The sequence below is a fragment of the Nitrosomonas sp. genome, from assembly GCF_040240425.1.
Taxonomy (GTDB): Bacteria; Pseudomonadota; Gammaproteobacteria; order Burkholderiales; family Nitrosomonadaceae; genus Nitrosomonas.
This window is the reverse complement of sequence record NZ_QPHG01000010.1, coordinates 38,590-52,319: the sequence shown is the minus strand read 5'-3', so window position 1 is coordinate 52,319 and position 13,730 is coordinate 38,590. Positions and strand designations below refer to the sequence as shown.

General features: G+C 53.4%; 11 protein-coding genes. 7 read left to right on the top strand and 4 right to left on the bottom strand.

Annotated elements, in window-relative coordinates; all coding sequences use genetic code 11:
- Positions 1-38: 38 nt before the first annotated feature.
- The 7 genes from mgtE to rlmKL all read left to right on the top strand — a co-directional run bounded on the left by mgtE (position 39) and on the right by rlmKL (position 6,484).
- Positions 39-1,481: a magnesium transporter gene (gene mgtE / locus DU481_RS05515; protein ID WP_350133246.1), complete on the top strand. Its 1,443-nt coding sequence runs from the start codon at positions 39-41 to the stop codon at positions 1,479-1,481.
- A gap of 202 nt (positions 1,482-1,683) precedes the next feature.
- A complete protein-coding gene (locus tag DU481_RS05510) occupies positions 1,684-1,917 on the top strand; it encodes a hypothetical protein (RefSeq protein WP_350133245.1) in 234 nt (77 codons plus the stop codon).
- Between the two features lie 40 nt (positions 1,918-1,957).
- Positions 1,958-2,746 (top strand): VRR-NUC domain-containing protein, encoded by a 789-nt coding sequence (locus DU481_RS05505; protein WP_350133244.1) that lies wholly within the window; start codon positions 1,958-1,960, stop codon positions 2,744-2,746.
- Between the two features lie 201 nt (positions 2,747-2,947).
- Positions 2,948-3,607, top strand: coding sequence for an NADPH-dependent FMN reductase (locus DU481_RS05500; protein ID WP_350133243.1), 660 nt, complete (start codon positions 2,948-2,950; stop codon positions 3,605-3,607).
- A gap of 144 nt (positions 3,608-3,751) precedes the next feature.
- Complete coding sequence (locus DU481_RS05495; protein WP_350133242.1) at positions 3,752-4,000, top strand: VF530 family protein; 249 nt, start codon at positions 3,752-3,754, stop codon at positions 3,998-4,000.
- Positions 3,993-4,205: an RNA-binding S4 domain-containing protein gene (locus tag DU481_RS05490; protein ID WP_090316284.1), complete on the top strand. Its 213-nt coding sequence runs from the start codon at positions 3,993-3,995 to the stop codon at positions 4,203-4,205. Before DU481_RS05495 ends, DU481_RS05490 begins: the two co-directional genes overlap by 8 nt.
- A gap of 80 nt (positions 4,206-4,285) precedes the next feature.
- Positions 4,286-6,484: a bifunctional 23S rRNA (guanine(2069)-N(7))-methyltransferase RlmK/23S rRNA (guanine(2445)-N(2))-methyltransferase RlmL gene (rlmKL, locus tag DU481_RS05485; RefSeq protein ID WP_350133241.1), complete on the top strand. Its 2,199-nt coding sequence runs from the start codon at positions 4,286-4,288 to the stop codon at positions 6,482-6,484.
- A gap of 128 nt (positions 6,485-6,612) precedes the next feature.
- On the opposite strand, the gene DU481_RS05480 is transcribed toward rlmKL, so the two are convergent.
- From DU481_RS05480 to DU481_RS05465, 4 genes are all read right to left on the bottom strand, one after another.
- The gene (locus DU481_RS05480) at positions 6,613-7,281 is read right to left on the bottom strand and encodes a PEP-CTERM sorting domain-containing protein (protein WP_350133240.1); all 669 of its coding nucleotides are present in this window, start codon (positions 7,279-7,281) and stop codon (positions 6,613-6,615) included.
- A 194-nt stretch (positions 7,282-7,475) separates the two neighbouring features.
- Complete coding sequence (locus tag DU481_RS05475) at positions 7,476-10,643, bottom strand: efflux RND transporter permease subunit (protein ID WP_350133239.1); 3,168 nt, start codon at positions 10,641-10,643, stop codon at positions 7,476-7,478.
- Between the two features lie 32 nt (positions 10,644-10,675).
- Positions 10,676-12,175, bottom strand: a complete 1,500-nt coding sequence (locus DU481_RS05470) for an efflux RND transporter periplasmic adaptor subunit (protein WP_350133276.1) — start codon at positions 12,173-12,175, stop codon at positions 10,676-10,678.
- Between the two features lie 27 nt (positions 12,176-12,202).
- Positions 12,203-13,627: a TolC family protein gene (locus tag DU481_RS05465; RefSeq protein WP_350133238.1), complete on the bottom strand. Its 1,425-nt coding sequence runs from the start codon at positions 13,625-13,627 to the stop codon at positions 12,203-12,205.
- Between the last annotated feature and the right edge of the window lie 103 nt (positions 13,628-13,730).

Sequence of the window (13,730 nt, the reverse complement as noted above, 5' to 3'; positions counted from 1 at the left end):
TCCCGGACAAAAAACCGCCTCGCCAGCACAAACCTGTTATGACAGAAACGGACAACGACAACGATCAGGACAATTCACCGACGCCGCTGCAGCAGGTCGCGTTCTTGCTGCGCAAGTACAAGCTGGTCGAAGGTCTGGTGAATTTGCAGGATGCTCCGGATGAATCGCTGGCTGAGTCTGCCGTCCAGAAGCAAAATCTGTCCGAGCTGCAGCATTTCCTGGATCAACTCCACCCCGCCGATATTGCGCTGATTCTGGAAGCGCTACCGATGGAAGACCGGCTGTTGATCTGGAGCATGGTCAAGGCAGACCGGGACGGTGAAGTCTTGCTGGAAACCTCCGATGCCGTTCGTGAAACACTGATCACCGACATGGGCAATCACGAGCTGGTCGCCGCAACGGAGTACCTGGATGCCGACGAGATCGCCGATCTTGCCCCCGATTTGCCGCAAGAAGTCATGGACGACGTTTTCCGTTCGCTACCCGTGGAAGAACGCGAACAACTGCGCGCCGCCATGTCGTACCCGGAAGATTCCGTCGGCGCCTTGATGGATTTCGACGTCATCACGATCCGCGAAGATGTGCGGATGGAAGTGGTGCTGCGCTATTTACGCATGCTGGACGAAATGCCCGATCATACCGACCAACTCTTTGTCGTCGACCGTAATGAGCAGTTAAAAGGCGTGTTGCTGATCAACCGCCTGCTCGTCAGCGATCCGGATACCCTGGTTGCCGATGTCATGACCAACGAAATGATCAAACTGCACCCGGACGATGTCGCACAGCAAGCCGCCAATGCATTCGAGCGCTACGACCTGGTTTCCGCTTCCGTAGTGGATGACAACGACAAACTGCTGGGCCGCGTCACCGTCAACACCGTGATCGATTTCATCCGCGACAAAGCCGAAAACGATGCATTGAATCTAGCCGGTTTGAGCGAAGAGGAAGATCTTTTTGCGCCGGTCTTGAAGAGCGTGCAAAACCGCTGGGTGTGGCTGGCCGTCAACCTGGTCACCGCGTTCATCGCCTCGCGTGTCATCGGGCTATTTGAAGATTCCATCGAAAAATTGGTGGCACTCGCCGCGCTGATGCCGATCATCGCCGGCATCGGCGGCAACTCCGGCAATCAAACCATCACCATGATCGTGCGCGCGCTAGCGCTCGATCAAATCAACACCAGCAGCGCCTGGAAACTCATCACCAAGGAAGTCGGCGTCAGTATCGTCAACGGCCTGCTATGGGGAACCATCGTCGGCCTGTTCACCTTCGCCATTTACCAGAACGCCGAACTCGGCCTGGTCATGACCCTGGCGCTGGTGCTGAATCTGCTGCTCGCCGCGCTGCTCGGTGTGCTGATCCCGCTCACCCTGCGCAAATTCGGCCGCGACCCGGCCATCGGCTCCAGCGTCATGATCACCGCAGTAACGGACAGCGGCGGGTTCTTTATTTTTCTAGGGTTGGCGACGATTTTTTTGTTGTAAACAGCGATGGCATGTTCGCTGACATGATTAGTCTGATTGCTATAAACTTTAATAAGCTTTAACAAAAGATATCGATTCTTAATCATGATGACACGACACTTGCTAAGTATTATTGGGCAAATAATGTCGTATATATCACGTTAGGGCCTCACTGGCTGCTATTCACATGTCGCTTTTACCAATCAACGCACAGGAGATACAGATGGGATTCGAAGATCAAATCAAAGCATTCAACGACAAAGCTAAAGAGGCGATGGAGGCTAAGAAGCGTGAAGTTGAGAGCAACGCCAAGAAGGCTCTGCACGACCTTCTCGGAGATGAGGTTTCTCAAATACAGAGCATTTCGTTGGATGCCGATATTGGTAAGTTCCATAGTGTAGTAGCGCCAGAGAGTATTCTTGCCAAGCTGCGCGAGGCTAATCTGCTGAAATCCTAACCCGGCAGTCAAGAAAGACTGCGCAAGCTCCAACCCAATCATGACACGCCCACCAACCCCAGAAATGAAGCAGGTGTTGCTAGATATAATTCGCAGCAATGCAATTTCAGCCAAGGCAAACACAATCACTGGCTTGGTTAAGCGGGGGCTTGTGGATTCGACGGGTGCACTCACTCACAGTGGGTGGAAACAGGCTATTATGATGTTGCCATTGGCAGAGCAGTGCCATCATTTGGGCATTACCCATGAAAAATTGCATGGCCTAAATTTTCAGAAAGCCCCTGAACTAACATCGTGGCAGCATTTTTCATCATTCGGTTATGCAGGCGGCTATTGCGAAGGTGGTCCAATACTTCTTCTCATTCGATCAGCAGCTTTGAACGTTTTAACCCGTCTCAACACATTTGGCTCTAGGCAAGATGCCTGTACCCGATTCACAGAGGCACAACTAATTATCCTTCATGAGCACTCTGACTTGATTTTGAGCGCAATTCGTTCCGCAGACTCACAGCAAGTCGTTCGGCACTTTAGTGAAATCTATAGCTCGCTCATGGTGCAGGAATGGTATCCGGGGCTAACTCCTTCCGCCATTGGTTCGCTATTCGATACACTCGGAGCAGAAGGTTTGGCACAGATCACCTCTGCCATCATGGAGGACCCTTACTTATACCGTGCCGGATGGCCTGATCTGACAATGACTAATGGCTCCGAAATGCTGTGGGCAGAAGTCAAAACAACCGACCGCCTACACATGAGCCAAATAACAACTCTTCATCGCATGAAACCACTACTTTCTGGCAACATTCGCGTGATACAGCTCGTTGCGTAAGTTGAATAACTTTAAGCCGTTAATTGCGACTGTTGCTTGTCGGTTGGTATATGTTCCTGATATTGTGTTTTTGGTGTCGCCGTTAGGAACGAGCAGGCCATGTAACTCAAAGCCCTAACCTTATGCTGATGCTCAAGCGGAACTGCGCAAAAACGCGCAGCTCCTCAATTTTACGTCATATCAATTTCTCATAGAATATCTATGAAATTCCTAACCTTCCTCGGCACAGCCCGCAACAGCTCTCCGCCCAACCCTCCTCGGCTGGGCCTACGAGTTGCCAGAGCTTGTGTGGCGCAGCTTCAGCAAAACGACGTTTCAGTGGAACTAATCGATCCGCTGGATTTTGATCTTGGCGTGATATTCAAACCCCACTTTGCTTACGCGCAAGGCAAAGCGCCCGCTCAACTGCAAGCCTTGGCGGACAAGATCGCAGCCGCGGATGGCTATGTCATGGTGAGTCCGGAATACAATCATTCGCTCAGCCCGGCTCTGGCGCATTTGCTCAATCACTTCGGCAGTTCGCTGTTTTCGTACAAACCCAGCGCGATTGTCACGTATTCGGCGGGGCAATGGGGCGGTGTCAGGGCGGCGGTGGGGATGCGGTCTTTTTTGTCGGAGCTGGGTTGCTTGCCGGTTTCGGCGATGATTCATGTTCCCAAGGCGCACGAAGTGTTCGCTGAAGACGGCAATTTTCTCGCGTCTGTTGATGCGGAAAGATGGACGAGCTATTTTGCCCGATCCTTCGCACAGCTGACGTGGTGGTCATCCGCCGCCAAAAATCAGCGGGATGCAATCGACCCGCACAAATTGACGCCAGCGTTTAAAAGAGATCCATCGCAAAGGAATTCGCCCGCCGGTTAGCAGGCCGTTGAAAAACTATCTGCATTGCTGCTACGGCTTTAGAAAAGGACTCGACATGCTCATTTATTACGCCGTTTCAAATGCCGCACGCTCCGCCGGGTATAGCACGTATAATTAAACCCGTTAGCTTCCAACCCCCTGAATATGCCCAGTTCCCACAGTAACCAACAGCCGCAGGCCAGAAACGCTTTGCAAGGAATCACCTTGGAAGCGCTGCTGATCGAGCTGCATGCGCATTACGGCTGGGAAGGATTGGCCCAAAAGGTGGATATCAATTGTTTCAAGCAGGATCCCAGCATCAAATCCAGTTTGAAGTTTCTGCGCAAGACACCGTGGGCCAGAGAGAAAGTCGAGACCATCTATATCCAATTGAAGCAAGGTAACCATGAGTGAATTCAGTCTTAAAGGACACGACACGATTGCATTGAACGATCTGCTCAAAATCACCGGCCTGTGTGGCAGCGGTGGCGCGGCCAAAGCCGTGATCGCCGAGGGTAAAGTCAAGGTGGATGGTCAGATTGAACTGCGCAAAACCTGCAAGATCCGCAGCGGCCAAATGGTGGAATTTGCCCGGGAGCGCATCACCGTGACAGTCTGAGCGTTCCGGTTTAAAAAAGCCAGCGCGACAGCAATACATTCGAGTATCCTACCCGGCTATTCAGACCACAGCCGCAAATCATGACGCAATACCAACTTTTCGCCACCACGCCGAAAGCGATGGAAGGCATCCTCGCCAACGAAATCCAGGCGCTCGGCGGACAAAACGTGCAGCAGAAAATGGCTGGCGTGACTTTTCAGGGCGATCTGGCGATGGCTTATAAAGCCTGTTTATGGTCGCGCACCGCCAACCGCATCTTGTTGCTGCTTGGTAGCTTCGAGGTCAAATCGCAGCAGGATCTTTACGATGGCATCCAATGTGTCGACTGGTCTGAGCATCTGAATGCGGACGACAGTCTGGCGGTGTCGTTCAGCAGCAAAAACAATCCAGCGATCAACAATACGCATTTCGGCGCGCTCAAAGTGAAAGACGCCATCGTCGATCAAATGCGCGCCAAGTTCGGCAGCCGCCCCAATGTCGATACCGAGCGCCCCAACATCCGCGTCAACGTCTATCTGCACAACGACACCGCGCAACTGAGCCTGGATTTATCCGGCCAGAGCTTGCACAAACGCGGTTACCGCGACATCAACATCACCGCGCCGATCAAGGAAAACCTGGCGGCGGCGATTCTACTGCGCGCCGGTTGGCCGGAAATCGCCCAGCAAGGCGGTTCGCTGATCGACCCAATGTGCGGCTCCGGTACCTTGCTTTTAGAAGGTGCATTGATCGCCGGAGATATCGCGCCGGGTTTGCTGCACGATTATTTCGGTTTTATCGGCTGGAAGCAGCACGACCCCACGCTCTGGCAAAGCCTGCTGGACGAAGCGCAGCAGCGCCGCGAGATAGGTTTGAGTAAGTTACCGGTGATTGCAGGTTTCGACCAGGATCGGCGCACCGCCGCCGCAGCGTTGCAGCACATTGACAATGCCGGATTGGCCGGAAAAATTCACATCGAAAAACGCGACATCAGCGATGCCTCTGCGGCGGAAAGCTGGGCGAAAGGGTTGATCGTGTGCAATCCGCCGTATGGCGAGCGGCTCGGCGACGAAGAACAAGCTGCCTTGCTTTACCGTCAGTTCGGCGAGGTTCTGAAAGACCGCTTTACCGGCTGGCAAGCGGCGATCATCATCGGCAATCCCGAGCTGGGTTTCAAATTGGGCATCCGCTCGCAAAAACCGATCACGCTGTTCAATGGCGCACTGGAATGCAAACTATTGCGCTTCACCGTCGAGGAATCCGCTTTCTTCGAACCGAAAACCCATTCGCAACAGGAACGCATCGAACACATCAGCCGCCGCGCCCAAACTGGGCAGGTCGACAGTCAGGCGGAAATGTTCGCCAACCGCTTGCGCAAAAACCTGAAAAAACTGGCCAAGTGGGCGAAACAGCAGCACATTCATTGTTACCGGCTGTACGACGCCGATTTGCCGGAATACGCGGTGGCAATCGACGTTTATCAAGGCGAGCAAACCTGGGTCAACGTGCAGGAATACGAATCGCCGAAAACGGTCGATCCTATCAAAGCCAATCAGCGGCTGGCCGGCGCAATGGCGGCGATACCCCAAGTGCTGGAAATTACCGCCGAGCAAGTGTTTCTGAAAATTCGCCGCAAGCAGAAAAGTACCGATCAATACGAAAAATTGAGCGACTCGCGCCACTTTCATGTCGTGGAAGAAAGCGGCTGCAAGTTCTGGGTGAATTTTGAGGATTATCTCGACACTGGCCTGTTTCTCGACCACCGGCCGATACGCTTACTGATTCAGCAACAAGCCAAGGGCAAGCGCTTCCTGAATTTATTCGCCTACACCGGCAGCGCCACGGTGCATGCGGCAATCGGCGGCGCGGTATCGAGCATCACGGTGGATATGTCGAACACGTATCTGGATTGGGCCAGACGCAATTTCGTCCTCAACGGTATTGATGGCGATCACCGGCTGGTGCGCGCCGATTGCTCGCAATGGCTCGCCGAACAAGCCAGCGCCAAACAAAAAACGCAATTCGACCTGATCTTTCTCGACCCGCCCACTTTTTCCAATTCAAAACGAATGGACGAAGCCTTCGACATCCAGAAAGACCATGTGCAATTGATCCGCAACGCCGCAGCCCTGCTGTCACCGGGCGGTATTTTGTATTTCTCGACCAACTTCCGCCGCTTCAAGATGGACACGGAAGCATTAAGCTGTTTGGTCATCGAAGACATCAGCAGCAAAATGATCCCCGAGGATTTCGCTCGCGATGCCAAGATTCATTATTGCTGGAAGATTTACGATAAATGAGCGTGGCTAAATTCCGCTTTAACAACGCATCGTTGCAGTTCGAAAAGACCAATCCAGAGGATACTCAGGATTGGTCTTGATTTTTCTTATTGGTTGACTACGATTCGGGTAGTTATACGCCGCAGGATTCAGGCTTGCTCGCAGCTATTGCGGCGATAGCGCGTGGCAAACCCTAGCAGCCCCAATCCGGCCAGCAATAGGGCATACGTTTCGGGTTCAGGGACAGCAGTCACAGCAATATTATCGAAGTAAACGTTGCCTGCAATTGCGTCAGATCCGACAAAATCTTCCAGCATAAGATGCAGCGGCATACCATTCATGGGGGTGCCGCCATAAACAAATAGAGCGGTATTGGCATCAATCGTGATGGAATAGTTTGTCCATGTTCCGTTGTGGGTCAACACCACATTGAGTCCTGGATAACCAGCCTGAGTGCCCGCGATCCAAGTGTGCGAGCCTGGTTTACCGTCACTGATACCCACGAATCCACCCAGATCAGCCGTGGAAGAACCGGATGTCTCGACACTCAAGTAATCGAAACTCACGGTATAAATTTGTGATGGCGCAAAGAAGGAGTTAGCGGTAAAAATATCACCGCCGGAGCCGAGCCCGGTGAATGACAGCACGTCATTGCCACTCAGCGGATTCGTTGGATCGGCAACGACAACACCGGTTCCAACAGGATTCCATTGACCCAAACCGGATTCAAAATCTTCACTAAAAAGTGTCGTGCTCGCTTCCACGGAAAAAGACGCAAACACCGCAATCAATGCACCCAGAGAATTCGAGTATTTCATAATAGTCTCCCTTATTAAAAAACTTGATACTAAAAACCCGGCCGCAAACGGCAGAGCATCCGCTACACCAACCCAATAATCGCTCAAAAACATCGCAATCGATATCAGTAGAAATACGCAAGTATCGACGTTTGCACTTTATATCAGTGTTTTATACACCTCAACATCGAACTTACCACACTTGAATCAAAACCTTAAGTAACCGTTGCATTCCGCCGGTGCACCAGCTGATACAACACCGGCACCACCAGCAACGACAACAGCGACTGCGACAGCGTGCTGCCGATCATCACGGTCGCCAGGGTGCGCTGCACTTCGGCACCGGTGGTGGTGCTCAGCGCCATCGGCAGGAAGCCCAATGACTCCACCCAGGTCGTGATCAGGACCGGACGCAGCCGCAATAGCGCCCCGGTCCGGATGGCTTCTTCGAGTTTTAACCCCTGCGCGCGCAAATCGCGGATAAACGACAGCAACACTAGGCCATCCAGCACCGCCACGCCGGACATGGCGATAAATCCGACGCCAGCGGAAATCGATAGCGGGATATCGCGCAGCCACAACGCGACGATGCCGCCGGTAATCGCCAACGGCACCGCGCTGAACACCAGCAAGCTATCGCGAAAACTGCCGAGCATGGTGTACAACAGGAAAAATACCAACCCAAGCGCCAACGGAATGACAATCTGCAAACGTTGCGCCGCCATGATCAATTGCTCGAATTGCCCGCCCCACGACAACCAATAACCGGCAGGTATTTTGACTTGCTTTCCGATATGCTCCTCGGCTTCTGTCACGAAAGACCCAATGTCGCGGCCACGCACATTCGCGGTGATCACCACACGGCGTTTACCATTTTCCCGGCTGATTTGATTGGGCCCCTTGGCAATATGCAGATCGGCCACTTCGCCCAGCGCCACATAGACCGGCAAAGGAGCAGCTGGGGCATTTGGCGCGTTCGGAGCACCCGCCGGATTGAGGACAGGAAGCTTGATCGGCAAGCGTTTGAGTGTTTCGATATCACCGCGGACCTGTTCCGGTAGCCGCACTTGCAACTCGAAACGGCGGTCGCCTTCAAAAATCAGACCGGTCGTTCTGCCGCCGATGGCGATATTGATCGCGTCTTGCACATCGCTGCCGTTGAGACCGTAACGCGCCATTTTGGTGCGATCCATCTGAATCGACAGCACCGGCAAGCCGGTAATTTGTTCCACCCGGACATCCGCCGCGCCGGGCACCGCCTTGATGATTTTTTCAATCCGTTCGGCAAGATTGAGCATGACATCGAGATCGTCGCCGAACACTTTCACCGCGACATCCGCGCGCACCCCGGATAGCAGTTCGTTGAAGCGCATCTGTATCGGCTGCGTGAACTCGTAATTGTTACCCGGTACTTTGCGCACCGCTTCTTCCATCGCCGCGATCAATTCCTGTTTATTTTGATATTTGCCAGACCACTCGGATTGCGGTTTGATGATGATGAAAATATCCGCAACACTGGGCGGCATGGGATCGGTAGCAATTTCAGCGGTACCGATTTTGGAAAACACCCGGCTGACTTCGGGAAACTTCTTAATCGTTTCCTCCAGCTCATTTTGCATCTCGATCGCTGTACTCAGGCTGGTGCCGGGAATGCGGATGGCGTGCAGCGCAATATCCTCTTCGTCCAGGCTAGGAATGAATTCACTGCCCATGCGTGTGGTCAGCAGCAGCGACAGAATCACGATGACAGCGGCGATGGTCACCGTCAATCCCTTGTTATCCATCGCGGCATCCAACGCAGGCGCATAGATTTTCTTCGCCCATAGCACCGCAGCGCCTTCTTTTTCCATCATCTTGCCGGACAAAAACATGGCGACCGCCGCCGGCACGAACGTCACCGACAGAAATACCGCGCCCAACAGCGCCAGCAATACCGTGTATGCCATCGGATGAAACATCTTGCCTTCCACCCCGGATAGCGCAAACACCGGCAGATAAACCACCATGATGATGATCTGCCCGAACAACAGGGCTTCCCTGACTTCCTTGGAAGCATCGAAAACGATCTCGAAGCGTTCGTCAGCCGTCAATTCCCGCCCCATTCGCCCTTGTTCTAGCGAAAGACGGCGAATACAGTTTTCGACAATGATGACAGCGCCATCGACAATGATGCCGAAATCAAGTGCACCCAGACTCAGCAGATTGGCGCTGACATTACTGGCCACCATGCCGCTGATGGTGAACAACATCGCCAGTGGAATAATTAGCGCGGTGATCAGCGCAGCACGCAGGTTGCCGAGCGATATGAACAACACCACGATGACCAGTGCGGCACCTTCCATCAAGTTGTTCGAAACCGTGCTGATGGTTTTGTCGACCAGCGTAGTGCGGTTATAAACTGGTGTTGCAGTGACCCCGGCAGGCAAACCGCGGTTGATCTCGGTCAGCTTTTCCGCCGCCGCCTGCGAAACGGTGCGGCTGTTTTCCCCGATCAGCATAAACGCCGTGCCCAGCACCACTTCGTGGCCATTCTGCGTCGCGGCACCAGTACGTAATTCCTTACCGATCAATACATCGGCGACGTTCTTGACGCGTATCGGCACACCCTGATTACTGCCTAGAATAATCTCGCCGATTTCGACTAGATCAGCCACCTGCCCCGGTACCCTGACCAGATACTGTTCGCCGCTTTTCTCGATGTAACCCGCACCGATGTTGAGATTGTTACGCTCCAGCGCCAGCACCAAGTCTTGCAGCGTCAAACCAAACGAAATCAGTTTCTCCGGATAGGGGGTGACATGAAATTGCTTGACGTAGCCGCCGACCGAGTTGACCTCCGTCACTCCCTTCACCATGCGCATGCGGGGTTTGACGATCCAGTCTTGCAATTCGCGCAAATCCATCGATGTATACGGCGTGCCATCCGGTTTGCGCGCCTCGGGATCAGCATCGACAGTCCACATGAAAATTTCACCCAGACCCGTCGAAATCGGCCCTATGGTCGGGACAATCGCCACTGGCAACCGGCTTCTGACTTCCTGAATGCGCTGACTGACCAGTTGCCGCACCAGGTAGATATCGGTGCCATCCTTAAAAATCACCGTGACTTGTGATAAGCCATAACGCGACAGAGAACGGGTATATTCCAGACCGGGTAGTCCGGCCATCGCCATTTCGATCGGAAAGGTAATGCGCTGTTCGGCTTCCAGCGGCGAATAACCGGGCGCCGTGGTATTGATTTGCACCTGCACATTGGTGATGTCCGGCACCGCGTCGATCGGCAATTTCAGGTAGTTGTACATGCCGAATGCGGCCATTGCCAGTACTGCCAACAAAACAAGCCCGCGCTGGTATATCGATATTTTCAAAATGCGTTCAAACATGATTTTTCCTTGGGTAGCTTATTTTGGGTTGGCTAATGGTCATGCGATGCACCGGCTTTATCGATATCAGCCTTGATGGCGAAGCTGTTGCCCGAAGCATAACGCTCCCCGGCAGCAAATCCTTTCAATACCTCCACCATTTTGCCGTCGCTGCGGCCCAATTCCAGAGGACGCGCTTCGAGATAACCGCCGTAACGGCCAAACACCACCGTCCAGTCGCGGAACGTTTGTATCGCTTGCGCCGAAACCGCAACCGGTACTTCTATTTCATCGGATACCAGTTCGATGTTGACGAACATGCCGGGATGCCAGCGGCCGTCCTTGTTGTCCAGGATGACTCGCGCCGTGGCCGTGCGCGTCTGCCCGCCGATCAGCGTGGTGATATACGTGACAACGCCCTCGCCTTCGACATCGAAGGCAGTCGCTTTGACCAAGGCTTTCTGTCCGACTCTGACGATACTCAGATCTTTCGGGTACACCGTCACAGCCGTCCACACCGTCGACATATCGGCCACGGTGAAGATGGTGATGTCTTCTTTTAATGCCGCGCCCAGAGCCACCGTTCGAGTAATGATGAGCCCGGAAATCGGTGCGCGCACCTCGTAGCGTGTCAGTTCTTTTGCCGGTAATCCCGGCTCAGGCCGAACACCCAAGGCCTTAAGCTTTTCCGCAGCCAGATCGACAGCGATCTGGGCTTCGTTCAATACCAATTCCGCCGCCAGATAATCCTGTTTGGCCGATATTTTTTCTTCCCACAATTGCTTTTCCCGTTGATAAACGGTTCGCGCCAGCGACAGCCGTTTCTGAGCGGCCATGTATTGACTATGTAAGTCCGCCAGCATTTGACTCTCAATAACTGCCAGCACATCGCCTTTTTTCACCATCTGTCCCGGCTCAAAATTCACTTCGGCCACCACACCCGGCAAACGCGGCACCACTTGCACAATCCTATCCGGATTAAACACAATTTCGCCCGGCAGCTTGAGTGTTGACTTGATAATGGCCGGACCGGCCGTTTGTATCTCGACACCCATCGTTTTGAGCATCTCGTCCGTCATTTCCAAGCGCGCTTCGATTTGACTGGAACCCCAACGGAATGTCTGGCCGTTGCGCTCGGCGGCAATCGCCAGATCAAATGAATGCGGTTCTTCCACCACTTGATCGCCGAGCAGATAATCGGCTTCCGGTGCAAATTTAACCAGCTGCACCGGCGCTCCAAGCCGTGTCAATGCGATAGACACCTTGGCGGCAGCCGGTGGAAGCGGCTTGCCGTTTTCATACAGATAAATCCGGAACTGCGGCGGCACGCCTTTTTCAAAGATCGTCAATTCCAAGCCGAAACCATCGCTGGTAAACAACTTGCCGCCTCTTAGGCCGATATCCGGCTGATTTTCGCCCGCTATCCCGCTGGCATCGCCAGCCGCCATTTCCGCTGTGACTACCGACGGTTTATCCAGCAATAAAATCAATCCCGCCAGTACAACGCCTATGGCAATGACGATCAGGATTGGCATCAATCGCGTTTTATTCATCATGTATCCTTTTTACTTTTTCCGCTGTTAAGGCAAACGTCCGTTGATTTCATGCTTAGGCTTGATGCTATCAATTGGTGCTGCGATCAGGCGTTCTATGTCGTTAATCAGACGCTGATAGTTTGCCAACGCACGCACATAGAGCAGTTGATTCTGAAACAGCACGCGCTGCGCATCGAGCAGCTCCAACAAGCCGAATTTTCCCAGCTCATAACCTCTGCGCATCACATTGAAGGCGCTCCGGGCGCCGGGCAAGATTTCATCGCGCAGAATATTGATTTCATTCCACACCGCCGACATCGTTTCATACGATTGCGCCAGCTCGGTTCTAAGCCGTATGTCGGTCGCCACCTGTTCATCGACGGCTTTATCCACACGCTGATAAGCTTCTTTGAGATTGCCTTGATTGCGATCAAAGAGCGGCAGTGGAATCATTACGCTCGCAACCGCCGTGGTACCGCCCAATTGCGCATGATGCACAGCACCGGCATTCAGGGTCAGATTGGGGATACGGCGGGTTTGCTCGACCTCAAGCAGCGCTTTGCGATGTTCAATGTTTTTCATGGCACGCAGCGCCATCGGATTTTCTAGCACACGGTTTTGCAGCGTTTGAAAATCGGGCGGCGCAATCGATGTTTCCAAAGTCCCCAAGGCCTTCGCAAACTGCGGCACGGCACTATCCCATAGCAAGGCAAGCCTTTTACGGGCGGAAATCAGATCCCGTTGCGCTTGCTCGAATTCGATACGCGCCGTGGACAATCCGACTTTGGCTCTGGTTTCTTCAATGGGCGGCACCTTGCCTGCCTGGACCCGCAAAACTACGGTATCCACCACATTTTGCGCCAGCTGCTTGGTTTCCTCCGCGAGCTTGAGCCGTTCCTGGCCGGCCAGCACTTCGGTAAACACATTAGCCACCCGGGCTATGATTTCCACGCGCCTGGATTCATAGTCCCGCGCGGCCAATTCCTCATTCAGCCGGGCGGCACCAACCCGCGCAGCACGCTTGCCACCCAGTTCGATCAATTGCCCGATGCGGATGGTAGTCAACTGCTGCACCACTTCCTGCGATACCGAAGCCTGCGAATTGATGTCACCGCTCAGCTTTTGTATATTCCCGGGATTCTCAACATTCACCGACAATTCCGGGTTTCTCAGCAACCCCGCTTGCAGGGTAGCCCCTTCCAGCGCGCGCATTTCCTTGGCAAACGACGCCAATTCGGGATTACGAAGCAAGGCCAGATTGACGGCATCGCGCAACGTGAGATCGCCCGTTTCCTGCGCGGACAACTCTGCTGCTTGACCTTTGATACCGTCTGGTGCAACACCGAAAGCATCGGCGCCAACATTGGCGTGGAATAAAAAACCCAGCAAAAAAATGAACCCCGGCAAGATACGCCGCAATCCGGATACCGCCCAATAGCAAGGCGCGATCAATAAGCCGCTCAATGTCATAAATCCTCCGCATACACCTATGCTATGCAAATGTGAAACGGATCATCGAAAAATCAGAACTGATCTGTTTTTTGCATAGCTATGGATTATTACCATCCATCCA

What these genes read in the sequence shown, in the direction of transcription:
- mgtE (WP_350133246.1), top strand. Translation starts at nt 39, where the DNA reads ATGACAGAAACGGACAACGACAACGATCAGGACAATTCACCGACGCCG.
- DU481_RS05510 (WP_350133245.1), top strand. Translation starts at nt 1,684, where the DNA reads ATGGGATTCGAAGATCAAATCAAAGCATTCAACGACAAAGCTAAAGAG.
- DU481_RS05490 (WP_090316284.1), top strand. Translation starts at nt 3,993, where the DNA reads ATGAGTGAATTCAGTCTTAAAGGACACGACACGATTGCATTGAACGAT.
- DU481_RS05480 (WP_350133240.1), bottom strand. Translation starts at nt 7,281, where the DNA reads ATGAAATACTCGAATTCTCTGGGTGCATTGATTGCGGTGTTTGCGTCT.
- DU481_RS05475 (WP_350133239.1), bottom strand. Translation starts at nt 10,643, where the DNA reads ATGTTTGAACGCATTTTGAAAATATCGATATACCAGCGCGGGCTTGTT.
- DU481_RS05500 (WP_350133243.1), top strand. Translation starts at nt 2,948, where the DNA reads ATGAAATTCCTAACCTTCCTCGGCACAGCCCGCAACAGCTCTCCGCCC.
- DU481_RS05505 (WP_350133244.1), top strand. Translation starts at nt 1,958, where the DNA reads ATGACACGCCCACCAACCCCAGAAATGAAGCAGGTGTTGCTAGATATA.
- DU481_RS05470 (WP_350133276.1), bottom strand. Translation starts at nt 12,175, where the DNA reads ATGAATAAAACGCGATTGATGCCAATCCTGATCGTCATTGCCATAGGC.
- DU481_RS05465 (WP_350133238.1), bottom strand. Translation starts at nt 13,627, where the DNA reads ATGACATTGAGCGGCTTATTGATCGCGCCTTGCTATTGGGCGGTATCC.
- DU481_RS05495 (WP_350133242.1), top strand. Translation starts at nt 3,752, where the DNA reads ATGCCCAGTTCCCACAGTAACCAACAGCCGCAGGCCAGAAACGCTTTG.
- rlmKL (WP_350133241.1), top strand. Translation starts at nt 4,286, where the DNA reads ATGACGCAATACCAACTTTTCGCCACCACGCCGAAAGCGATGGAAGGC.